The following is a 22,324-nucleotide window of genomic DNA, read 5'->3' as shown; positions in this document are numbered from 1 at the left end:
GGGGAACTAGCGCGCCGTAAGGTTATCCTTCACGTCCTCCTCCAAATCGTGCTTCAACCGCGCAAGCGCAGTCGATGCGGCAGCAGCATGGGGACCAATCCACCGCTGGTGGATTTCCTCTATCGGCATCGCATCGAGATAATTGAACCGCTCCCGCCCTTTACGCACCGGGATCAGCAATCCGGCGTTCTCCAGCACTTTCAGATGCTGCATCACGGTGGTTCGATCCAATTCGGGGAAGCCGGCACTGAGTTGTTTCGTCGTAAGCGGGCGCAGTTTCAGCTCATCACAGATCGTGCGCCTGACCGGATTAGCCAGCGCTTTGAACACCAGATCAATATTGTCATCATTTGACATGTTATATTTTTATAACATATTAAAAGGCGAATCAAGTTGGGAGTGCACAATGGAAATCAAGTTCAGAGTCGCAACCCGTATCGCCCGTCCAGTCGAAGAAGTGTTCAAGGCGGTGGCCGAACCGGACCAGCTCTCTCAATATTTCACTACTGGCGGCGCACAGGGAAAGATGGAGCCCGGCGCAACGGTACAATGGGATTTCCACGACTATCCCGGTGCATTCGATGTCGACATTATCGAGGTCGTTCCCAACAAACGGATCGTGCTGCAATGGCCCGCCTATGAAAGCACCCCGCCGAATGTCGACGGGACCGAACATAACGAAGACGCCATCGCTGACTACAACACCACTGTCACTATGACGTTCAGCGAAGTCGAAGGCGGAACAATGGTCGAAATTGCCGAAGAAGGCTGGCGCGATACCGAGGCAGCGCGTGGTGGATCCTACGGAAATTGTCAGGGCTGGTCACAAATGCTGTGCTGCATGAAAGCCTGGATTGAACACGGAATCAATCTGCGCGAAGGCATGTACAAGCCCTAACCGCCGCGCGCGACACGGAGCAAGTAAGCCGTGCCTTTCGCAGATAGACTTCAGCTACCTTTAGCATGGCCGCGCAGCACGAAAATATACATGATCAGCGCTGTCAGCGCGAAAAAGAACCACTGCCCTGCGTAGGCCAAATGATTGTTCGGCAGGTCGCGCGGATCGGGCGGTGCCAGTTGCTGCAGGCCAAAGGTTGGCGGCGATGCGACCAGCCTTGGCCCTTCTTTCGATGGAGCAACATAGCCGGTGACCGGGCCGCCTTCCCACAGGCTGTCGAAAGGCCGCGCAGTCCAGCCAAGCATGATCTCAGCCTGACCGCCACCCGCAAGCTTGCAGAGTGCAACTTGCGCCAAACCGCTGGTTCCGTTGGGATCGCGGGCAGCCGTGCTTCGGGTCGATAGAACCTGCGTGCAGTTGACTTGGCTCCGACGGTATAGCGCGGCATCGATGTCGGCTTCCACACGCGGGAACGGTACGACTTCGTTCTGTTCGCGCACCGCCAGAAAACGCTCGACCATCGCGTCTTTCTCATCCGCGCGGCTCATCTGCCAAAAGCCCAAGGCAATCATAATTGCAATCGCTGCGGCCACGATGATAGTTGGCATGATCGGGAGAGAACGCAGCTTCATTTCTTCAAGCCTGCCTCGCCAGCATCACGGCTATATTCGGCATAAAGCAATGCCGCCTTTGCCGCACGAAGGCCGAGGAATACAGCCGCAACCGTCAATGGCACCCACAGCACGGCATGAACCCAGAATGGCGGCATGAAGCTGACTTCGAGCCACAGCGCCAACCCGACAATAAGCGCGCCGATTATGATTGTGAGAAAACGGGCCGGACCATCGCCGACGTTAAACTTGGAATAATCGAGCTCGCACGATGTGCATTTGGGGGCGAACGCAGCGATCCCGTCAAACAGCGTGCGCTCTGCACATTTAGGGCACAAACCGAAAAGGGCAGCCGCGGCGATACCGGGCTGCCCTTTCGTTTGGTGTTTGTCAGTGGTCATCCCGCGTATACGGGAGCACCCCAACCGCCCCATACATAGATGGCGACGAACAGGAACAACCACACCACATCAACAAAGTGCCAATACCACGCTGCCGCTTCGAAACCGAAGTGTTGGCGCGGAGTAAAGTGGCCTTTGTATGTCCGGAACAGGCAGACGATCAGGAAGATCGTGCCGACCAAGACGTGGAACCCGTGGAAGCCGGTCGCCATATAGAAGGCCGAGCTATAAGGATTGCCGCCAAACGCGAATGGCGCGTGATCATACTCATATGCCTGCACTGCGGTGAAGACCAGGCCGAGCAGGATAGTCGCCCACAGACCTTTCTTCAGACCTTCACGGTCACCGTGGATCAGCGAGTGGTGCGCCCAAGTAACGGTTGTGCCCGAACACAACAGGATCAGCGTGTTCAGCAGCGGAAGGTCAAATGCGTCGAGAACCTCAATGCCCTTGTGCGGGAACTGGGTGATGGCCGCAGCACCGGACTCGCCGAACATGCTGATCGTTTGGCCGTCGATGATTTCGATTGGCTGCGGGAACAAAGAAAAGTCAAACCAGCTCCAGAACCAGCCAACAAAGAACATGACTTCCGAGGCGATAAACAGGATCATGCCATAGCGCATGTGCAGTTGAACAACCGGCGTATGATCGCCGCCTTCTGCTTCCCGTACAATATTCGCAAACCAGCTAAAGAACGTCGCGATCAGGCCAGCGATACCGAGGCCCAGAACAAGATGCGCATTGGCCATCTCGTTCATGTAGAACACCATTCCAGTGGTAAATGTGAGTGCTGAAATCGAGCCGATCAGCGGCCAGATATCGGGTTCCAGAATGTGGTAATCGTGGTTCTTAGTGCCAGCCATGAATATTCTCTTCTTGTCGGATCGTGTCCGTCTGAAATTTGGGTTCAAACCCTAGCGCCTGCCCTTAATCATACGCGCGCCTCAGGTCCAGCCTTACGAAGCCGGTTTTTCCGATGAATCCTCGTTTGGATCGTATGCTTTGTGAAAGGTGTAGCTCAATGTGATCTGCTCAACATCCTTAGCATTCTCGTCCTGCAAGATCGCTGGGTCGACATAAAACAGCACCGGCATGCGGACTTCTTCGCCCGGTTGCAAAGTTTGCTCGGTGAAACAGAAGCACTGGATCTTGTGGAAATAGATGCCTGTCTGCTCCGGCTCCACGTTGAATGTCGCCGCACCGGTGATCGGCACGTTGCTGTCATTGCGCGCCGTATAGAACGCCAGATCGCGCTGCCCGATCTTTACAGTCTGTGTCGGCTTCTCGGGCTTGAAAGCCCATGGAACGTCGCGCGCAATGGAGGCATCGAAGCGGACCGAAATTGTTTTGCTAGCTGCGGTTGCTGCTAGCCGCTCAGCTTCGGCAGCTTCGGCTTCCGTCGCGACCTGTGTGGTTCCGCCAAAGCCGGTAACACGGCAGAACAAATCATAGAGCGGGACAGCAGCATAGCCGAGGCCCAGCATCGCCAGTGCGCCAGCGAAAGCGAACAGGCCGGTTTTCAGATTCTGTTGTTCAAGAGTCGCGCCGGCCATCGTCAGTCACCCATGCGGACAATTGTGATGGCGTAAAACAGCACAACGAAGAACAGCAGCGTTGCGCCAACAGCCAAATTGCGGCTCTTGCGGCGGCGTTCAATTTCGGTTTGCTCGTCAGGGGTCATGATATCCATCCTTGGTAGAATGCGACGCGGTCCAGCACCAATGCACCAAACAGTACGAAGAGATAGATGATGCTATACGCAAACAGCCGTTTCTCCGGCTTCAGCGTATCGCCATCGGTGATTTTTCGAAACGTAACTGGCACTGAAAGTGCAAGGAAGATGAGCGACAATACAAGTGCAGAGATGCCGTAGAGCGCAGTCGTTCCACCAATGAACCAAGGACTCGCTGCAATCGGCACAAGCAGAATACTGTACGCAAAAATCTGTTTACGGGTCGATGCTTCGCCCTTCACCACCGGCATCATCGGGATACCAACCTTTGCATAGTCACTCTTCACAAACAGCGCGAGCGCCCAGAAGTGCGGCGGCGTCCAAAAGAAGATGATCGCGAACAACAGCACCGGCATGGCGGTGATATCGCCGGTTACCGCGATCCAGCCAATCATCGGTGGGAAAGCCCCAGCACCACCACCGATAACGATGTTCTGCGGCGTATTGGGCTTAAGCCAGATCGTGTAGGCGACCGAATAATAGACAATCGCAAGAGCCAGAATGCCCGCAGCGAGCCAGCCTATGGCGATTCCCATAATGCCTACCGAGGCCGCTGACAGGAAAATTCCAAAATTGCGCGCATCGTCGCGGCTCATACGGCCTGCTGGCAGCGGACGTGCAGAGGTACGCTTCATCCCCGCATCGATATCAGCTTCCCACCATTGATTGAGCGCCGCAGAACCGCCCGCCCCCATTGCGATGCAGAGTACGGCAGTGAAACCAATGACCGGGTGAATGCTGCCTGGCGCAGCAAGCAGGCCGCATAGGCCGGTAAAGATCACCAGCCGCATCACGCCCGGCTTGGTTAGCGCGAAAAAGTCGCGCCAATCGGTGGGCATGGCACTCTGGGCCTGCTGGGCGTCTGCCGCCTGAGGGGTCGGTCCGGATGACATTTCTAAATCGTGTGCGGTCTCGAAAGACTTGCTCCTATAAAGGGGGGCGCACCGTTTCCGATGCGCCCCTCCCCATGTTCATGTGTGTGGCTACGTGGAAGGTAGTTCCGCGCAGCGTGGCGAGTGCTTACGCGCTCGCCGGACGGTGATCGTGATAATCTGCATTATCGTCGATTACCGGCAGAGTTTCGAACTGGTGGAACGGCGGAGGTGAAGACAATGTCCATTCCAACGTCGTCGCGCCTTCGCCCCATGGGTTGTCGGCGGCCTTCTTACCCATTGTGTAGGCGTAGATCAGGTTGACGAAGAAGATCAGCATCGAACCGGCCATAATCATATAGCCCATCGACGAGATCTGGTTCCAATATTCATAGGCCGCTGTGTAATCTGGGTAGCGACGCGGCATGCCTTGGATACCCAGGAAGTGCTGCGGGAAGAAGATTACGTTCACGCCGACAAAGAAGGTCCAGAAGTGCAAGTGCGAGAGGAACTCGCTGTGCATCCGTCCACTCATTTTGGGGAACCAGTAATAGAAGCCCGCAAAGAGCGAGAACACTGCACCCATCGACAGCACGTAGTGGAAGTGAGCCACAACGTAATATGTGTCATGAAGATTGTCGTCGATGCCGCCATTGGCCAACACAACACCAGTCACACCGCCAACGGTGAACAGGAAGATGAAGCCCAGCGACCATACGAGTGGCGATTTGAATTCAAGCGAACCGCCCCACATGGTTGCGATCCAGCTGAAGATTTTCACGCCGGTCGGAACCGCGATGACCATCGTTGCTGCAGTGAAGTACATCTTGGTGTTTACGTCGAGGCCGACCGTATACATGTGGTGTGCCCACACGATGAAGCCGACAACACCAATCGCGACCATCGCATATGCCATGCCGAGATAACCAAACACTGGCTTGCGGCTAAAGGTCGCAACAATCTGACTGACCATACCGAAGCCCGGCAGGATCATGATGTACACTTCAGGGTGACCGAAAAACCAGAACAAGTGCTGATACAGAACCGGATCACCGCCACGCGAACCATCGAAGAAGGTGGTGTCGAAGTTACGGTCTGTCAGCAGCATTGTGATCGCGGCTGCGAGCACTGGAAGCGCAAGAAGCAGCAGGAATGCCGTAACCAGCACCGACCATACGAACAGCGGCATTTTGTGCAGAGTCATGCCTGGCGCACGCATGTTGAAAATGGTGGTGATGAAGTTGGTCGCACCAAGAATGGAGCCCGCACCAGCAAGGTGAAGCGAGAAGATAGCAAAGTCGACCGCGGGTCCGTTAGCGTAGGTCGTCGAGAGCGGTGCATAGACCGTCCACCCCGTACCAGCGCCCAAACCGGCCGCGCTACCCGGTACGAACATAGAGAACATCAGGCTCATGAAGCCAGCGACGGTCAACCAGAACGAAATGTTGTTCATCCGTGGGAACGCCATATCCGGCGCGCCGATCATCAACGGCACAAACCAGTTACCGAAGCCGCCAATCATCGCCGGCATAACCATGAAGAAGACCATGATCAGACCGTGCGCGGTAATCAGCACGTTCCACATGTGCAGGTTAGCGTCGAACGACGCCTCGCCGCCCATGAAATCTACCCACCAGCCGAGATACTGGATGCCAGGTGCAGCCAATTCCATCCGCATAATGCCCGAAATCGCACCGCCGATAATACCGGCGAAGATCGCGAAGATCAGGTAAAGCGTACCGATATCCTTGTGGTTGGTTGACATGAACCAACGCGCAAAGAAGCCGGGCTTATGATCTGCATCATGCCCGTGATCGGCGCTCTGACCCTCTGGGATCGGAAGTGTTTCGGCGGTTGTTGCCATGGCGTTTCTCTAACCTTGAATTAAATAGGCGTTATAATCGGTATCAGGCTTATTCAGCCGGTGCTGCTTCTGCAGCATCTGCTTCGGCAACACCTTCAGCGTCACCAGCTTCCGCGGCATCTTCAGCCGACTCAGCATCTTCAGCAATTTCTTCTTCATCGCCGACAGTACCACCCTGTGACAGCACCCAGGCATCGAACTGCTCACGCGGAAGCGCTTCAACAGTGATCGGCATATAGCCGTGACGTGCACCGCACAGCTCAGAACACTGGCCGTAATAAATGCCCGGCTCATTGATCGTCAGCAGGCGCTCATTCAAACGGCCCGGTACGGCGTCCATTTTGAACCACAGCGACGGCACGGCAAAAGCGTGGATCACGTCAGCAGCCGTTGTTTGCAAACGGATCGGCGTGTTAGCCGGAAGGACCATGCGGTTATCCACTGCGAGCTGCGCAGGCTCGCCGCGCGCAATTGCTTCGTCTTCAGGCAGCATGTTCGAAATGACTTCGAAACCGCCATTGTCGGGATAGGTGTAGCCCCAATACCACTGATATCCGGTCGCTTTGACCGTAACAGCATCCTCAGGCGGTGTTTCGTACTGGCGCGCCAGCAGCGAGATCGAAGGTATCGCGATACCGACAAGAACCAGAACCGGTACCAGTGTCCAAACCACTTCGATGAAAGTGTTGTGCGTAGTTTTCGACGGCTCTGGGTTTGCGTTGCGGCGGTACCTAACGACAACCCAAAGCAGTAGACCCAGCACAAACAGGCTGATCACAGTAATAACCGGCATCAGCAAATATGTGTGCATCTTATAAGCGAACTGACCGTCGTCCGTATATTGCGGCTGAAAATCGATGCCGCCATCAACCGGCTGACCCTTGATCCATTCTGGACCGAGCGGTGTGTAGCCCGATGTTTCCGCGGCAGGCGTTTCAGCTGCCGCTTCCACTGCAGCAGGAGCTTCCGCTGCTTCGTCCTGAGCAACCGCTACCTGCGGCGCGAGAGCCAGCAGAGCCGCTGCCCACAGTGTTGTTACAATCCGAAGAGTCCGACGGGACCAATCACCAAGAGCCATTATGTTGACGCTTTCCGTTCGTTGTTTGGAGCCACAATGCGCAGCCCAGACCATCCCCGATGGGGACTATTCTGCCGCGCCTATACGCATGGTTGCCCACTGCCTCAAGCGCTTCTAGGAGAAAAATCCGCAAGTCACGTTGCTTAACGGGCAACCATCAACAGGAATACCAGCGTTTCATCATGACAGAAGACGAAATTCTCTCCGAATTCCGCGCCAGCGAAGCACTGCTCGAAGGCCATTTCAAACTGTCCTCGGGGCGGCATAGCGGGCATTACCTGCAATGCGCCCGGGTACTTATGGACCCGATGCGCGCCAGCCGACTCGCGGCTGCACTCGCGGCGAAACTGCCGCGAGAGATTCGTTCTGCGATTGATGTGGTGATCTCACCAGCAATGGGCGGGATCATCATCGGCCACGAGATGGGCCGCGCACTCGGCAAAGAGGCAATGTTCCTCGAGCGGCCCGATGGCACATTCGGCTTGCGCCGCGGATTCGCAATTGAGCAAGGCGCCAAGGTCATTGTGGTTGAAGATGTTGTGACAACTGGTTTGTCCTCAAAAGAAGCAATGAAAGCTGTGGAAGAAGCTGGCGGCGAAGTCCTCGCGCTGGTTTCCGTGGTCAACCGGACCGGCGGTGATGTGAGCTTCGACGTGCCCTATCACGCATTGGTCGAGATTACCTTCCCCACTTACGCGGACGATGAAGTACCAGCCGAACTCGCAGCCGTTCCCGTTACCAAGCCTGGAAGCAGAAAATAGTCAGCCACCTACACACCGTTCGTCTCGAGCGAAGTCGAGAGACCGATATTCGGCACTGGGCCAATGTGCCTCGACTTCGCTCGACACGAACAGATAAAAGGCACGTATGATCAACTCTCTCCGCCTTGGCGTAAACATCGATCATGTCGCAACAATCCGCAATGCGCGCGGCGGCGATCACCCTGATCCGGTGCGTGCAGCAGAGATTGTCGCTTCGGTCGGTGGTGACGGAATCACGGCTCACCTGCGCGAAGACCGGAGGCATATTCGCGATGATGATCTGCAACGCATTCAAGATGCGACCAATCTGCCGCTCAATCTGGAGATGGCCGCGACTGATGAAATGCTGGAAATTGCACTTCGTCACAAGCCGCATGCCGCATGCATAGTGCCCGAAAAGCGAGAGGAACGGACCACCGAAGGCGGGCTCGACGCCGCTGGTCAACATAATCGTATTGCACCAATCGTTTCGCAGCTAACCGACGCAGGTATACGGGTTAGCCTGTTTATCGAGGCTGAGGAGCGGCAATTGGATGCGGCATTGCGACTCGGCGCGCCTGTGGTGGAATTCCACACCGGTGAATATGCCCACGCGCATCTCGACGGCGACCGCGATCTCCTCGCGTCTGAACTGAAACGGATTGCCGACATGTCGGCTCTTGCTGCCAAGAACGGGATCGAGCCGCATGCCGGCCATGGCCTGACGTATGAGAACGTCCAACCCATTGCCGCGATCCCGCAATTGGCGGAGCTCAATATCGGGCATTATTTGATGGGCGAGGCGATCTTTGTGGGGCTGGAGAACGCGGTCCGCAAGATGCGCGGCCTGATGGATGATGCGCGGTGAGCAACGCAACGGCAGAACTAACGGGCGCGCAGAAACGTTGGGGGTTTGCTGCCGCCGCGATCTTCGTTCTGTCAATCGGCTTTCTCGGCTATGCGCTCAATGCGCGGGTGTTGGTGACGTTCGCTATCGGCTGGGTCGCGTTGCAGATCTTCGGTTATGTTGGATCGATCAAGCGAGCCAATGGCGACTTCGCTCACCCACTGTTTAAGAGCCAGGTGATGCTTCATATCATTGCGCTCGGCCTGCTTGTTGCACTTATCCTCAGGGGGCCTGCATGATCATCGGTCTAGGATCAGATCTCTGCAATATTGAGCGTATCGCCAAAGCGCTCGACCGCCATGGTGAACGCTTCGAGAAACGCAGCTTTACCGAAGTAGAGCGCGCGAAAGCGGCGAAACGCCCCTACACGCGCGCCGGAACATATGCGAAGCGGTTCGCAGCGAAAGAGGCTTTCTCTAAGGCGGTCGGCACCGGCTTCTATCGCGGTGTCTATATGAAGGACATCGGCGTCGTGAACGCCAAGTCGGGCGCGCCAACCCTCGCCCTCACCAATGGCGCAGCCGCGCGGCTTGCGGAATTGACGCCGGATGGGCATGAGGCTGTCGTTCATCTTACTCTCACCGATGACCATCCATGGGCGCAGGCATTCGTGATTATCGAGGCCGTGCCCAAAGCATCCTGAGTCCCAAACCGACCTGAACCCAGAACCATTTTAACCAATGAGCACTGACACCCCAATTGTGACCGAACGCACCGAAACCGATCCCGGCGAAAAGGCCGAAAAAGTAAACTGGCTCGCCGAATTGCGCGGTCTGGCGTTGATGCTGCTTGCAGTTCTGGCGTTCCACAGCTTTGTCGCAAAGCCATTCTACATCCCCAGCGCGTCAATGGTGCCCAATCTACTCGAAGGCGACCGGCTGGTGGTCAGCAAGTACCCCTATGGCTGGTCATGGGCATCCGCATCTTTCCATCTGCTGCCGCGCAGTGAGACACGCATCTGGGCCGATACGCCAGAATATGGCGATATCGTAATCCCGGTTCATCCAGACCGCGACGAAGACTATATCAAGCGCGTGGTCGCGCGTGCTGGAGACCGTTTCGAAGTGCGCAAAGGCCAGATCATTCTCAACGGCATGCCAGTGAAGCAGGAAACGGAACCACCGCTTCGCATTCCTATCGATGCCAATATGCCATGCAATTTCGGATATAACATCGAGAATGGCGCACCATTTGACTACAAGGTGACTCTGCCGGACGGACGGATTGTCTGCGAACCACCGATCCTGCGCGAGACGATGCCCAATGGTGCGTCCTATCTGATAATCGACCATAACACCCAGCGGCTGGATGATTTTGCCGAAATCACAATTCCTGAGGGCCATGTGTTTGTGATGGGTGACAATCGCGATCACTCTGCGGACAGCCGCGACTTCACCGGCAATGGTCTTAGCGGCCCGATCCCGCTCGAAAATATCGGCGGCCGAGCTGAGTTCATCACCTTCTCGCTCGACGGCAGCACAAGCTGGAACCCGATCAGCTGGTGGACATCTTTGCGCGGCGGGCGGGCGTGGACCACTCTGCGGCCAGCCATTGCGGATGGAGCAGATCAAGAGTGAGCAGCAAGCGCAGCCGACCAGACGAAAATTTGGGCACCAGCCCTTCGCGCATTTCCAGCCCGGAACTCCGCTTCGAGGCGCAGCGTGCGTTTGTTTGGGCTGCGGTTATCGGCTCGGTTGTTCTGGCGCTATATATATCACAAGCGCTGCTGATCATTTTCGGTGCGCTGGTTGTCGCTTCTATGATCGACGGCGGTGCACGCCTGCTTGCCCGCATATTGCCGATCCCGCGCGTCTGGCGTGTATCGTTGGTGTTGCTGTTCATGGCAGGATTTTTCTACTGGCTGATAACATATGCCGGGTCGCAAATTTCCCGCGAGGCAGCGCAGTTCCCGGCGATTATCCAACAACAAGCGGGTGTCGCGCTTGATTGGCTGCGTGGGCAAGGATTCGCGGTAGATGCACCCGATTTCCAGGCACTCTTGACCAACTTAATGAGCGGTGTCGGAACCGTAACCCGCGCTATCAGCGGTCTTCTAGGTTGGCTCACCACACTATTGTTGGTCACGATCATCGGAGTCTATCTGGCGTACGAACCGCGTATGTACGAACGCGGCGTCGCATGGATGTTGCCCGCGCATCGCCGGAGTCAGTTCTTCAAAACCGCTTCACAAATGGGACGGACAATGCGCCGCCTTATGGCTGGCCGGTTGGTCGGCATGGTGTTCGAAGGGGTCTTTACATATGTGATGCTGGCAATCGTCGGTCCGCTGGTCGGAATTGGCGCTGTCCCGATGGCGGCATTGCTCGCAATCCTGACCGGGCTGCTCGCGTTCATTCCCAATCTCGGCGCGATCTTGTCGGGCGTATTGATGGTTCTGGTCGGCTTCTCTGGCGGGACCGACATGGGGCTGTACACGATCTTCGTGTATTTCTTGGTCCAGAATTTCGACGGTTATATTGTGATTCCGATGATTGCGCGGAAGACGGTTGATCTGGCGCCTGCTCTGGTGCTGTCATCGCAGCTCATCATGGGTGTACTATTCGGAATATTGGGCCTGTTCCTCGCCGATCCGCTGCTCGCGATGATTAAAGTCGCGCTGGAGCGCCGCGCAGAGCAAAACCAAACCGCAGACGAAAATGCTAAGGAAGCTGCCGATGGCACGTAAATTTCTCTATTTCATCGCTTTCTTGATCATACTGGCGATTGCGGGGTTCTTCGTTCTGCGCATCTGGTCGCAAGAGTTGACAGAGTTTGTGTTTGTGCCGCGCGAGGAATTTGTTGAGCAGGCACCGCTCGAACAAAACGCCTATCAAGACCCCGCCATGTGGTTTTCCCGCCCGGGGATTGGTGTGAGCGACCCAGCCCGCTGGCAACCCGCGACACGCGGTCAGGAACGCTCAATACCAAGTCCTGCGGAACCAAAGACGGACTTCGCAGTGTTTTTCATCCACCCGACAAGTTTCCTCGATGGATCGATGTGGAATGCGCCGCTTGATGATGCGGAATCGCAGCGGATCGCCAAAATCTATGTTCGCGGAATGGCGAGTCCATTCAATCAGGCGTCTGAAATCTGGGCGCCCCGCTATCGCCAAGCCACAATGGGCGCATTCCTGGCGGATTCAGAAGACGCAGCGCAAGCTATTGAAGCAGCCTATGCAGATGTTAAGCAAGCCTATGACTTCTTCCTCGCCACCGTAGATGCGGACACGCCGATTGTGCTTGTCGGCCATAGCCAAGGATCGCTTCACTTGCTGCGATTGCTGCGAGAGGAAATTGCAGCTTCGGAAGTAAAAAGCCGCCTAGCCGCAGTCTACACCATTGGCTGGCCGATCTCGGTCGAGCATGATCTACCAGCGCTTGGCATGCCACCTTGCGCCACGGCGCAGCAATCGGGTTGCATCCTAAGCTGGTCGAGCTTTGCCGAACCGGCTGGACCGAAACAGGTTCTTGATAGCTATCGCCTTTCGACCGGCTTTGACGGCGAGTTGCGTGGCGACAGCCCGATCCTGTGCACTAACCCGCTCACCGGCAAAATTGGCGGTGAGGCAGCGAAGGAGCTGAATGCAGGTACCCTTGTGCCGGAGGACAATTTCTCGACCGGCGAACTGGTCCCGGGTGAAGTCCCTGCGCGCTGTGACGAGCGCGGCTTGCTACTGATCGGTCCGCCGCCGGAAATGGGCAATTATGTGCTGCCCGGTAACAATTATCACGTCTACGATATCCCGCTATTCTGGAAGAATGTGCAACAGGATGTCAGCCGCAGAGTGGAATCATGGACCACAGCGCCCTGATCACCGACAGCGCCGCTGAATTGCGGGAGGCATTGCCCGATGGCGGGGCGTTGCTCGCGCTTGACCTTGGCACCAAGACTATCGGCACCGCGACATGCGATGCCGGATGGCAGTTCGCGACGGCTGGCAAAACGTTGGACCGGGGCAAATTTGGTCGTGATCGCGAACGCCTTGCAGAGATCATACGAGAGCGTTCTGTCCGTGCGATTGTGATCGGCCTGCCGCGTAATATGGACGGCAGCGAAGGATCGCGTGCCCAAGCCAGCCGCGCCTATGCCCGCAATCTGTCCGCCGCATTTGAACTGCCCGTGCTGCTGTGGGACGAGCGCTGGTCCACCACCTCGGCTGAGCGCGATATGATTGGGCAGGATATGAGCCGCCGCAAGCGCTCCGAACGGATCGACAGCCATGCCGCCGCAGTGTTCTTGCAAGGCGCGATTGATGCACTGGCAGGCGGGATTCTCTAGGCGAGCGCCGCGCGCCGCTGTTGCGCTTCATGTGTGAGCAAACGGCTTCCCGATAGCTCGGCCTGCCGCCACAATGTGTCCTCCTGCTGAGCATCGTCGCATAGCAAACTTCGGGCTTCGAATGATGCCAACCGCAGACGATCACTCCGATGCATCCGCCCGAAATTCTCGGCCAAATCCAAAGCGTTCTCTCCGCCAAGGCCCACGGCCAGCCTCAAATAGACTTCGGTGGAGGTTGGATTGAGCACACCTGTTATCGTATCTGCGTCAGTATCGAACACATATTGGTCACGCCAAGCCTGCCGCGGATCAATCGCCATGATATTGAGCGACACGGACATACTATCCGGCGGTCGCTGACCGTGAACATCCAAATGCGCGCGGTAGTGCATGATCTTACCCGGATCGAGGGTCGAGCGCTCGACGAACCGCAGTCCTGCCTTCTCGCCAACGAAGCCAGCAACTGCATCGTGATCATATTCGTAGTAATCGCTGGCATAGCCAGGCCCGAAATAGCCCAGTGTCAGAAAGTCGAAATTGTGATCATGCGGGGTACCGTAAGAGAAACTATGCCCGCCACTGGCTTGGAAGATCGGGTCATTTTTCGCTGGCCAGATATTGGCGCGCAGGAAAAAGCCGTGGCGTGCATCGCTCAGCATAATCGCCTGCGCTCCGTATGCGCTATTGGTGAGATCATTGCCGCCCGTCGTACAGAGTTGATCGATCAGGATATCACCAAGAAAATCGCGATCATTACCCAGCCGACAAAGGTAGCTAGCAGCGCGATCGACGCTGTTTCGATCACCCGGTTCGAAACCATCTGCGGCGATAGCGTCAACGCAATCGCCGAGAACGAGAGTCGAGTTGTCCTCGCATTGAATCACGCGGGGCATAGTTCAACCTCCACCTTCGACAATTCGGGATACGCTGCCAGCAATTGCGTCCGCAAAGCGCCAGCCTGACCAGCCAGACTATCCTCCGACATGTTCGCCAATGTGCTTAGGGCTTGGAAGCCCTTCCCACTATCTAACGCGAGACAATTGCGCAAAGCCTGCCAGCGCAATTGATCGCTGCCATGCCGCGTCAGCTCGGCCAGCGCTGGCGCGGCATCTGTGCGCTCCATTGCGCCAAGCAACGCTGCAATCATTTCCTTCCGGCTTTCCGACGGATCGCCCGATGCACGGTGAAGAAGCTTCCCGTCCGCCAATCGATATTCACGGCTCTCTTGCCGACTTGAGGGCGTCCGGCTGAGGCGCAGTACAACCATGGATCCACGGACCGATTGCATTTGCTTGGCCTTGTTCGCGCCGACAATCGAGAGACATTTGCCCGGCAAAAGCTGCACCGCAGACGAGCTGATATCAGCGGGACGGTCACAGCGACTTTCCAATTCAAGAACCTGCGCGGTGCCCGTTCCGGCTAGTACAAGCTCATGACAATCGGTGTCGGTAAAGCAAACCGACTGCGGGGGCGGTTGATTTTGCTGCTCATAAAGGACCAGCGATAGGGCCGCATCGCCTGCAGCAACCAGTTGGAGTAAACCGATGCCGTGTTGATACTGGTGGCGAAACGGCACCTGTCCCAACGGGTTCTTATTTAGCGAAAGACCAATGGCGTCGAACAGCGCAGCCAAAGCGTCGTTCGCCGCGTCCTTGGACCGAAGCAATCGTTTCAAAGCGAGGCACTCATCGAAAGCCACACCCGAGTCGAAAAGCGCCAGATCGGCTTTTACCGGAGCTATTGCGCCCGCCAGCCAATAGTTTTTCGCCGTTTCCAAAGATGTCTGGGCCAAGCGCTGCGAGACACGATCATCCCGCAGCGCATTTAGGCTTTCGTCACGTCCCATCAGATCACAGCAAGCTCTCTGGCGGGAACATTTCATACACATATACCATGATGACGACGATCCGGTCATCGGTATGCGCCGTTGCCAAGTCTGACAGGCTACCAAATATACCTGCTGCGGACTCCAGCCCGGGCAATTCAGTGATATCAAGTGATGGAAGATTCATCGGACAACCCTTTGATTACGAACGGCAGAATGCGCCGAACAGGATGAAAGCTGAGCCTCAAATCTCCCTCTGTTAAATTAAAAGATTGAAATGGGTTGGGAGACCTTACAGAGCACTCTTATGGCCACTGAGCTCCCTCCTTTTGACCCAGCAAAGACTGCGCAGTTCATGATGCGGCATGGCCATTCGGCGAAGCTGGGATTGAATTTTCGCGACAACGGGCCTGATTGGGTCGAGCTGGAACTTCCATGGCGCGATGATCTGGTTGGCGAAGTGGAGCGCGAAATTCTGGCCTCCGGTCCAATCATCAGCATGCTTGATATGGCATCGGGCCTGTCGATCTGGACCAAGCACCGTGCTTTCGTTCCTATCGCTACGCTGGATCTAAGAGTGGACTATCAACGCCCCGCCCGCGAGCGTAGTTCGGTATTCGGCAGAGTCGAATGCTACCGGCTAACACGATCAGCGGCCTTTGTTCGCGGGATCGCCCATGATGGCGATCCGGATGACACTGTTGCGACTATGGCAGCGACATTCATGTCTATCAGTCAGGATCCGCGCAATGTCTGACGCCCCGCTGACACCATACGCAAAGTCGCTGGGAATATTCGTCCACGGCGATGAAGATGGCACGCCCGTGCTTGGCTTTGAATTCGGCAGCGATGTCGAGGGCCGTCCGCAGCATCTGCATGGAGGCGCAACCAGCGGATTGCTGGAAACCGCAGGTTATGCGCTGCTCCGCAAAGAGCTGCAGAATTTAGGCCGTGAGCACCGACTCAAACCGATCAATATCACCGCGCAATTCTTGTCGGCGGGCAAACAGAAGACGACCTATGCCAAAGCACGAATTATCAAGCTGGGTCGACGCAATGCGAATGTCTCGGTCGAAGCGTGGCAGGATGATCGAGAGCGGCCGATTGCAACCGCGATCATGAACATTTTGATGGCGGAGCCGGACGTCTGATACCCGCTAATCGGGCGTATCGATATTCAGCCCGTCTTCGTCCAGCCGGATATCTATCGGAACCCCTTCAATTTCGGTTGTGAGCGTTACGCCCTCTCCTTCGCGAACGCGCAGCCGCGTGCCATTCTCGCCAATCGGAATATCCTCCAGATCAGGCACGTCCTGAGGCTGAACTGGACCCGAGGGATTGGCTTTTGGTGTTGGACGGGAGCGCTCAGGTGCGCCCAAAGCCTGCCGCATAAAGTCGCGCCAGATACGTGCCGGTATCCCGCCGCCGGTTACTCCGTCGAGCGGCGTATTGTCGTCATTGCCGACCCATACGCCAACCACCAATTCATTCTCGCCCTCTCCGGCATAGCCGACAAACAAAGCATCCCGATTGTTCTGTGTGGTACCGGTCTTGCCATAATTCGGTCCGCTAAGCATTGCCGCACGCCCGGTACCCTTGTTGACCGCAGCGCGGAGCATTTGCTCAAGATCGTCATGGACAGAGCCAGACAGACTACCCGAGGAACTCCACAGCCAGTCGAACCAGCCCTCCTCTTCCGCCTCGAATGCACGCGGTTCGACCGGGAAACTATTGGCAGCAATACCCGCATAAGCAGCAGTCAACTCTAATAGAGTTACTGTCGAGGATCCCAATGCAACACTCGGATCACCGGCGGGCAAGGGCGAATTCAAACCCAGATCACGCGCAGTATTTCTGACTGCCTCATCGCCCAGCTGATTGAAGAGGCGAACAGCCGCGACATTGCTCGATTGTGCGAACGCTTCTTCAAGCGTCAGCGAGTCCGAATAGTTTCCTCGAGAGTTCTTTGGGCGGTAACTTCCTGCAACTATCTCTGTGTTGTCGACCGGATCATCCGGCTCCATCCCGGCTTCTAACGCGGCCAGATAGACAAACAATTTGAATGTCGACCCCGGTTGGCGCTTAGCCTGCGTCGCCCGGTTGAATGGCGACTTGGCGTAGTCCTTGCCGCCGATCATCGCGACGACTTCACCATCCGGTCGCATGGCTACCAATGCCACCTGCGCCTCACCCAGTTTGGCACGCCCGGTAACCCGCCGAGCAATCGCTTGCAGGCGCGAGTCGAGCGTCGTTGTGTAAGTCTGGCTGGTATATCCGGCATCCGACAGCTTTCGCACCTCAGGCAAGGCCCAGTCCGCGAAATATGTCCCCGTCGGCACATCATTCTTGGCCCGCGCATCGATCACAGGTTTGGGCATGGCGTCGGCTTCAGCCTGTGTCAGATAACCCGCCGCGACCATCGATTTGACCACCAGCTGCATCCGCTTTTCTGCGCGATCATAGTGGCGCGTTGGTGCGTAGCGCGACGGCGCTTGCACCAAGCCCGCCAACATTGCTGCTTGCTCAGGCTTCAAGTTCTCTGGCTTGCGGTAGAAATAGTGCAGCGATGCTGCACGCAGGCCGTAAACATTGTCGCCAAAATAGACGTTGGAAAGGTACCGCTCGAGGATTTCTTCTTTAGTGAGCCACGTTTCCAACCAAAACGCGATCAGCGCCTCACGCGCCTTACGACTCAGACTGCGCTCAGGGGTGAGGAAGCTGTTCTTCGCGAGTTGTTGCGTGATCGTGCTTCCACCGCCAACCCCGGTCCACATCGCGCGGGCAATCCCCCGAGGATCAACGCCCCAATGGGTGAAGAACCGGCGGTCTTCGATTGCGATAAAGGATTCGACAACGTGGTCGGGCAGAGCCTCAAGGTCGATCGGCTCATCGGTAATTGCCCCATTGCGCGCAATTGGCGTACCATCGGCAGCCAGCAAGGTGATCTGTGGCGCTGCAATCGGTTCGAGCGATTTCGACAGCGGGGCGGTAATGGCAAGCCACGCAACAATAGCGATGAAGAGCGCAAAGATAGCCGCAACGATGCGCACCGCCCACCAACGTTTGCGGCGCTGCTTCCAATAACGCGGCTGCCACCAGCGCTGCTTGCGTCGTTCTGCATTGGCGACCTTGCGGTCGACTCGATCAAGCTGCGAGTCCCACGCATCGTAGTCAGGTGTGGGAGTGCCCGACCGATAGACCAGATCGTCATCATCGTCTTCGTCATCCCACGAGCTGCCGTAGGGTTCCTCAAGCGCAAAGTAGCGATTGTCCGATGGATCCGTCTCTGCGCGAGACTTGCGCCCAAAGGGCCAGAATCTGGAGAACCGCGAAGCCATTACTTACTGTATTACATAAACAACACAGCTTTGGCGAGCGATTTTCGCAGCGATAATCTTCCACGCAAAACGAATGTCGTGATTTTACAAGGTCCTGCGCCGGTTCGGCCGTTACGCTCGACGCAGTCGAGATCGAGAGGGGTCATCACATGAAATATCGTTCGCTCAAAGCCGGTTCCTTAGCCATTGGAATTCTAGCCGGATGCACCGCCATCGGCGTTACCGCTACACATACCGCAGCGGCACAAGATGCAGCGGTCGAGCAAAGTCCTATTGCTGAAATCACCGGCCAGTATGCAGGAACTTTTATTTGCGGCTTTGGCGAAGTCGGGATGACGCTATCGATCGAGGACGCTGGCCCCGCCCCGTTCGATGCGCTTCCGGGTTCATGCAAATCCGGTGCCGGACCCTGCAATGACGCCCGCGCAATTCGGCTTGCCAGCCTGCGATCAATCAGCGGCGTTCTCAATTTCTTCCCTACAGCTGCCAATCCCGATGCGAAAGCGGGGGCCTTCAAAGTGAGCGGCCTTGCCGAAATAGCGAATGCACCAGCCTATCAAATCGAACTCAAACCGGGCGAGTGGATCGACAAGCCCGAACGTTTTGGTGCGTCGGCGATGGAAGCAACCATTGTCGATGGGGAGATGGTCGGGAAGCCCACGGCACCGGGATGCTATACATTACGGCTGCGCAAGCTGAGCGGAGTATAACGTCATGACACGAATGGTCGCACTCGCGCTTGCATCACTGATGTGTGTTTCAGTGCCAGTTGCCGCCGAGGAAATGCCACCTGCCGATGACTTTATTGAGTCCACCAACCTCGCCGCTGGTCTTATGGCCTTCGACAAATTCCAATACGATACGGCGGCAAAAATTTTGAAGCCGTTGGCTGATGAGGGTCATGCCGAGGCACAATACCGCGTCGCCTACATGTATTATCTCGGCCAGGGTCTGCCCGAGTCCCCGGAGCTGACATTTACCTATGCGCTAAAAGCGGATGCTCAAGGCCATATGGGCGCACGTCTGTTACTAGCCGAGGCGTATATCCAGGGTAACTGGATCGATCAGAACGTCGACAGGGGTATCGAGCTGCTGCGCTCGGTTACCACCGCGCAAACTTCTACAAGTGAAGATATTGCTGAAGCACATCAGACGTTAGCTGCAGCGCATGAAGAAGGCATAGGCGTCAAGAAATCACCCAAGAAGGCAGTCGAGCACTACAAACTTTCATACAATGCATACGCAGATGAATTCACTTTATCGTACCTGATCCGTTTGCTCGATACAGGACATGGCGGCAGCTTCGAGCAGGAAGTCGATTGGTATCGCAAACTTGCCGCATATGGCGACAAGAGCGCGTTCACCAAGATCAAAGCACACGCCGACGCAGGCGATGCGCATTCGCAGTATGTCGTCGGCAATGTCTATTTTGGCGACCAGACCTACGGTATTCGTAACCGCACCAATATCGGTGACATTCAGGCGAACGGCCAGTTGAATTGGGAATATTGGGAGCGCGCAGCGAAAGGTGGAATTGGTGATGCGGCGGTCGAAGCAACCGCCGCTTTTCAGAGAGGCTTCCCAGATGCCGAGCGCTTCGCAAAGGCCGCACACTGGATCAAGAAAGCGCCGATGATGGACTTTCTGGACGAGAAGATGCGTGATCGCGCGCATATCAATCTTGGCGACGCGTATTTCAAAGGGATGGTGAATCTTAAAATACTGCGCGATCTGGACAAGGCCGAACAACATTACCGCGCCGCGAAGTTTGGGGACGGGCTGAACGAAGTAGCCAAAGTCTATCTAGACGAGAAATATGAAGCGACAGACCTGCCAAAAGGCGTCGCATTGCTAAAAGAGTGCGCGGAATTGCAGAGCTTCAAATGCCAGTTCAATCTCGGCGTGAGTTATGTCTATGGCAAAGGCATCGAACGATCATACGAGAAAGCTCTCGCTATGCTCGATCGCTCTCACGCCAACGGTTTCCAGCGCGCAAAGACATTTGCAGATGAGTTGCGGCGCTTAGGCAATCTGCCGGACGTCAAACCCGATCAGTTGCAAAGCCGATAAACGCGGCTCCTCGCCACATCAAAAGGAAAATCAACGTGAAAAAGGTGATCTTCGCAGCATTGGCATTAGCCATATTATCGAGCCAATCCGCATCTGCGCAAGAGTTGCCGATCTGCCCCAAAGGCGCTGTCGGTGAATGGGAATGGAACGCGACTGCAGAGCGCACCCGAATTTATTACAAGAGAGGCACGTGGAACTTGGGGCCAGATGTTGATCTACCTCAGGAGCAAAAGCCCGTCATCGAACTGACCGAGATCGCTGAAAAAGACCGCGAGCCACGGGCATATTTCAACATCAGATTCTATCCCAACGGACTGACCGTGCCTCTGAAAGGCCAAGAGTATCGGGTGTTCAGCGACAAACCACACCCATACCGGATCGGCATTGCGCCACAGGGTGGCAATATCGCAATAGATGTCACAACCGACTGGAAAACCCTGAGCCGGTACTCGCTAGGGCTCTTTGGCGATGGCGCGACTGTGAAGGGAGCCGACGGCCCCAAGATCCTGAAAGACCTGCTAAAAAGACCCGGCATGTCGGGCCTCTTTGTGTTCCCACCCGCCGACGAAGGCGTAGATGAGGAGCCGATCGCGTTTTTGGTCCTGCCCGAAGATGGGCGTGCCGCAGCGTGGGATGCAGCGGCAGTAGCTCACAAAACACTATCAGAAACGGTCGATAAAGGTCCCGGTTGCAAGATGTCCTGAACCAGCTCAGTTCTGGCCGACGACGCTTTCCGGCAATTCAGTGCCAAACACGCGCTGGTAATATTCTGCCACCAACATCCGCTCCGCTTCGTCACATTTGTTGAGGAAGCTGAGGCGGAAGGCAAAGCCGACATCGTTGAAGATCGCGGCGTTCTGCGCCCAAGTGATCACTGTACGCGGGCTCATCACGGTTGAGATATCACCGTTCATAAATCCTTGGCGCGACAGGTCCGCGACTTTAATCATATCTGCAATCTGTTTTGGATCCGCTTCAGGGTTCTTCGCCGCAACGATGTCTTGCTCGACCTCGGCCGGTAGATAATTCAGCGCAGTCACAATGTTCCAACGGTCCATCTGGCCTTGGTTGATCGCTTGCGTGCCGTGGTAAAGGCCGCTGGTATCGCCCAAACCAACTGTGTTGGCTGTCGCAAACAGACGGAAGCCGGCGTCCGGACGGATCACTCGGTTTTGGTCGAGCAGTGTGAGTTTACCCTCTGCTTCCAGAACACGCTGTATCACGAACATCACATCAGGACGGCCCGCGTCATATTCGTCGAATACCAGCGCAACAGGATGCTGCAGTGCCCAAGGGAGCAGGCCTTCGCGGAATTCGGTAACTTGCAAGCCATCGCGCAGCACAATCGCGTCACGCCCGACCAGATCGATCCGGCTGATATGCGCATCGAGGTTGATCCGGATACACGGCCAGTTGAGACGCGCGGCAACTTGCTCGATATGCGTCGATTTACCGGTGCCGTGATAGCCCTGCACCATCACTCGGCGATTATGGGCAAAGCCCGCAAGGATCGCCAGTGTGGTATCCGCATCGAACACATAGTTTGGATCGAGATCCGGCACGCGCTCATCCGCCTCGCTAAAGGCAGGTACTTGCCAATCAATATCGACACCGAATGTGTCGCGCACGTCGACAGTTGTGTCAGGCGCGGCGAGTGATGTCTTGGAGGTCGGATCGAAGGTCTTATCTGTCATATCGAGTGAACGCCT

General features: G+C 56.2%; 28 protein-coding genes. 14 read left to right on the top strand and 14 right to left on the bottom strand.

Annotation, left to right across the window (positions count from 1 at the left end):
• Positions 1 to 6: 6 nt before the first annotated feature.
• The gene (locus tag J9777_RS02645) at positions 7 to 357 is read right to left on the bottom strand and encodes a helix-turn-helix domain-containing protein (RefSeq protein ID WP_209347241.1); all 351 of its coding nucleotides are present in this window, start codon (positions 355 to 357) and stop codon (positions 7 to 9) included.
• Between the two features lie 49 nt (positions 358 to 406).
• Here J9777_RS02645 and J9777_RS02640 point away from each other — a divergent pair, with 49 nt between their 5' ends.
• The gene (locus tag J9777_RS02640; RefSeq protein ID WP_209347240.1) at positions 407 to 898 is read left to right on the top strand and encodes an SRPBCC domain-containing protein; all 492 of its coding nucleotides are present in this window, start codon (positions 407 to 409) and stop codon (positions 896 to 898) included.
• A 50-nt stretch (positions 899 to 948) separates the two neighbouring features.
• Here J9777_RS02640 and J9777_RS02635 read toward each other — a convergent pair whose 3' ends face one another.
• From J9777_RS02635 to coxB, 8 genes are all read right to left on the bottom strand, one after another.
• On the bottom strand, positions 949 to 1,530 hold the full coding sequence (locus tag J9777_RS02635) for an SURF1 family protein (protein WP_209347239.1): 582 nt from the start codon (positions 1,528 to 1,530) through the stop codon (positions 949 to 951).
• Entirely contained in the window at positions 1,527 to 1,910 is a 384-nt protein-coding gene (locus tag J9777_RS02630) for a DUF983 domain-containing protein (protein ID WP_209347238.1), read from the bottom strand. Before J9777_RS02630 ends, J9777_RS02635 begins: the two co-directional genes overlap by 4 nt.
• Positions 1,907 to 2,773 carry a cytochrome c oxidase subunit 3 gene (locus J9777_RS02625; RefSeq protein ID WP_209347237.1) on the bottom strand — a complete coding sequence of 289 codons (867 nt, stop codon included), beginning with the start codon at positions 2,771 to 2,773 and terminating at the stop codon, positions 1,907 to 1,909. Before J9777_RS02625 ends, J9777_RS02630 begins: the two co-directional genes overlap by 4 nt.
• 93 nt (positions 2,774 to 2,866) lie before the next feature.
• Positions 2,867 to 3,463 carry a cytochrome c oxidase assembly protein gene (locus tag J9777_RS02620; protein ID WP_209347236.1) on the bottom strand — a complete coding sequence of 199 codons (597 nt, stop codon included), beginning with the start codon at positions 3,461 to 3,463 and terminating at the stop codon, positions 2,867 to 2,869.
• Between the two features lie 2 nt (positions 3,464 to 3,465).
• Complete coding sequence (locus J9777_RS14725) at positions 3,466 to 3,591, bottom strand: hypothetical protein (RefSeq protein ID WP_268894022.1); 126 nt, start codon at positions 3,589 to 3,591, stop codon at positions 3,466 to 3,468.
• On the bottom strand, positions 3,588 to 4,535 hold the full coding sequence (locus J9777_RS02615) for a heme o synthase (protein ID WP_209347235.1): 948 nt from the start codon (positions 4,533 to 4,535) through the stop codon (positions 3,588 to 3,590). The genes J9777_RS14725 and J9777_RS02615 overlap by 4 nt, the downstream gene beginning before the upstream one ends.
• Before the next feature lie 127 nt (positions 4,536 to 4,662).
• A complete protein-coding gene (ctaD, locus tag J9777_RS02610; protein WP_209347234.1) occupies positions 4,663 to 6,378 on the bottom strand; it encodes a cytochrome c oxidase subunit I in 1,716 nt (571 codons plus the stop codon).
• Between the two features lie 49 nt (positions 6,379 to 6,427).
• Positions 6,428 to 7,456 (bottom strand): cytochrome c oxidase subunit II, encoded by a 1,029-nt coding sequence (gene coxB / locus J9777_RS02605; RefSeq protein WP_209347233.1) that lies wholly within the window; start codon positions 7,454 to 7,456, stop codon positions 6,428 to 6,430.
• A 182-nt stretch (positions 7,457 to 7,638) separates the two neighbouring features.
• On the opposite strand from coxB, the gene pyrE reads away from it, so the two are divergent.
• From pyrE to ruvX, 8 genes are all read left to right on the top strand, one after another.
• The gene (gene pyrE, locus J9777_RS02600) at positions 7,639 to 8,217 is read left to right on the top strand and encodes an orotate phosphoribosyltransferase (RefSeq protein WP_209347232.1); all 579 of its coding nucleotides are present in this window, start codon (positions 7,639 to 7,641) and stop codon (positions 8,215 to 8,217) included.
• A 106-nt stretch (positions 8,218 to 8,323) separates the two neighbouring features.
• Positions 8,324 to 9,064, top strand: a complete 741-nt coding sequence (locus J9777_RS02595; protein ID WP_209347231.1) for a pyridoxine 5'-phosphate synthase — start codon at positions 8,324 to 8,326, stop codon at positions 9,062 to 9,064.
• On the top strand, positions 9,061 to 9,342 hold the full coding sequence (locus J9777_RS02590; protein ID WP_209347230.1) for a pyridoxal phosphate biosynthetic protein: 282 nt from the start codon (positions 9,061 to 9,063) through the stop codon (positions 9,340 to 9,342). Before J9777_RS02595 ends, J9777_RS02590 begins: the two co-directional genes overlap by 4 nt.
• Positions 9,339 to 9,746, top strand: coding sequence for a holo-ACP synthase (gene acpS / locus J9777_RS02585; RefSeq protein ID WP_209347229.1), 408 nt, complete (start codon positions 9,339 to 9,341; stop codon positions 9,744 to 9,746). The genes J9777_RS02590 and acpS overlap by 4 nt, the downstream gene beginning before the upstream one ends.
• A 37-nt stretch (positions 9,747 to 9,783) precedes the next feature.
• Complete coding sequence (gene lepB, locus J9777_RS02580; RefSeq protein ID WP_209347228.1) at positions 9,784 to 10,680, top strand: signal peptidase I; 897 nt, start codon at positions 9,784 to 9,786, stop codon at positions 10,678 to 10,680.
• Positions 10,677 to 11,789 carry an AI-2E family transporter gene (locus J9777_RS02575; protein WP_209347227.1) on the top strand — a complete coding sequence of 371 codons (1,113 nt, stop codon included), beginning with the start codon at positions 10,677 to 10,679 and terminating at the stop codon, positions 11,787 to 11,789. Before lepB ends, J9777_RS02575 begins: the two co-directional genes overlap by 4 nt.
• The gene (locus J9777_RS02570; RefSeq protein WP_209347226.1) at positions 11,779 to 12,915 is read left to right on the top strand and encodes a DUF3089 domain-containing protein; all 1,137 of its coding nucleotides are present in this window, start codon (positions 11,779 to 11,781) and stop codon (positions 12,913 to 12,915) included. Before J9777_RS02575 ends, J9777_RS02570 begins: the two co-directional genes overlap by 11 nt.
• The gene (gene ruvX, locus J9777_RS02565; protein WP_209347225.1) at positions 12,897 to 13,382 is read left to right on the top strand and encodes a Holliday junction resolvase RuvX; all 486 of its coding nucleotides are present in this window, start codon (positions 12,897 to 12,899) and stop codon (positions 13,380 to 13,382) included. Before J9777_RS02570 ends, ruvX begins: the two co-directional genes overlap by 19 nt.
• On the opposite strand, the gene J9777_RS02560 is transcribed toward ruvX, so the two are convergent.
• From J9777_RS02560 to J9777_RS02550, 3 genes are read right to left on the bottom strand one after another with little or no spacing between them, the layout of a single operon-like run.
• Entirely contained in the window at positions 13,379 to 14,275 is an 897-nt protein-coding gene (locus J9777_RS02560; RefSeq protein WP_209347224.1) for a transposase, read from the bottom strand. The genes ruvX and J9777_RS02560 overlap by 4 nt on opposite strands.
• The gene (locus J9777_RS02555; protein WP_209347223.1) at positions 14,263 to 15,228 is read right to left on the bottom strand and encodes a hypothetical protein; all 966 of its coding nucleotides are present in this window, start codon (positions 15,226 to 15,228) and stop codon (positions 14,263 to 14,265) included. Before J9777_RS02555 ends, J9777_RS02560 begins: the two co-directional genes overlap by 13 nt.
• 4 nt (positions 15,229 to 15,232) lie before the next feature.
• On the bottom strand, positions 15,233 to 15,394 hold the full coding sequence (locus J9777_RS02550) for a hypothetical protein (protein WP_209347222.1): 162 nt from the start codon (positions 15,392 to 15,394) through the stop codon (positions 15,233 to 15,235).
• Positions 15,395 to 15,514: 120 nt separating this feature from the next.
• Between J9777_RS02550 and J9777_RS02545 the strand changes: the two genes are divergently transcribed.
• Together J9777_RS02545 and J9777_RS02540 are read left to right on the top strand one after the other, a co-directional pair.
• On the top strand, positions 15,515 to 15,964 hold the full coding sequence (locus J9777_RS02545; RefSeq protein ID WP_209347221.1) for a PaaI family thioesterase: 450 nt from the start codon (positions 15,515 to 15,517) through the stop codon (positions 15,962 to 15,964).
• Entirely contained in the window at positions 15,957 to 16,358 is a 402-nt protein-coding gene (locus J9777_RS02540; RefSeq protein WP_209347220.1) for a PaaI family thioesterase, read from the top strand. Before J9777_RS02545 ends, J9777_RS02540 begins: the two co-directional genes overlap by 8 nt.
• Before the next feature lie 6 nt (positions 16,359 to 16,364).
• Here J9777_RS02540 and J9777_RS02535 read toward each other — a convergent pair whose 3' ends face one another.
• Positions 16,365 to 18,545: a transglycosylase domain-containing protein gene (locus J9777_RS02535; RefSeq protein ID WP_209347219.1), complete on the bottom strand. Its 2,181-nt coding sequence runs from the start codon at positions 18,543 to 18,545 to the stop codon at positions 16,365 to 16,367.
• Between the two features lie 149 nt (positions 18,546 to 18,694).
• On the opposite strand from J9777_RS02535, the gene J9777_RS02530 reads away from it, so the two are divergent.
• The 3 genes from J9777_RS02530 to J9777_RS02520 are packed head-to-tail and all read left to right on the top strand — an operon-like array spanning position 18,695 to position 21,319.
• Positions 18,695 to 19,255: a hypothetical protein gene (locus J9777_RS02530; RefSeq protein ID WP_209347218.1), complete on the top strand. Its 561-nt coding sequence runs from the start codon at positions 18,695 to 18,697 to the stop codon at positions 19,253 to 19,255.
• Positions 19,256 to 19,259: 4 nt separating this feature from the next.
• Entirely contained in the window at positions 19,260 to 20,615 is a 1,356-nt protein-coding gene (locus J9777_RS02525) for an SEL1-like repeat protein (RefSeq protein ID WP_209347217.1), read from the top strand.
• Between the two features lie 35 nt (positions 20,616 to 20,650).
• Entirely contained in the window at positions 20,651 to 21,319 is a 669-nt protein-coding gene (locus J9777_RS02520; RefSeq protein WP_209347216.1) for a hypothetical protein, read from the top strand.
• Positions 21,320 to 21,325: 6 nt separating this feature from the next.
• On the opposite strand, the gene cobS is transcribed toward J9777_RS02520, so the two are convergent.
• Positions 21,326 to 22,309 (bottom strand): cobaltochelatase subunit CobS, encoded by a 984-nt coding sequence (cobS, locus tag J9777_RS02515; protein WP_209347215.1) that lies wholly within the window; start codon positions 22,307 to 22,309, stop codon positions 21,326 to 21,328.
• Positions 22,310 to 22,324: the final 15 nt, after the last annotated feature.

Origin of the sequence: Pontixanthobacter sp. CEM42 (assembly GCF_017812015.1) — a bacterium.
Lineage (GTDB): Bacteria > Pseudomonadota > Alphaproteobacteria > Sphingomonadales > Sphingomonadaceae > Pontixanthobacter.
This window is presented reverse-complemented; position numbering and strand designations above follow the sequence as displayed.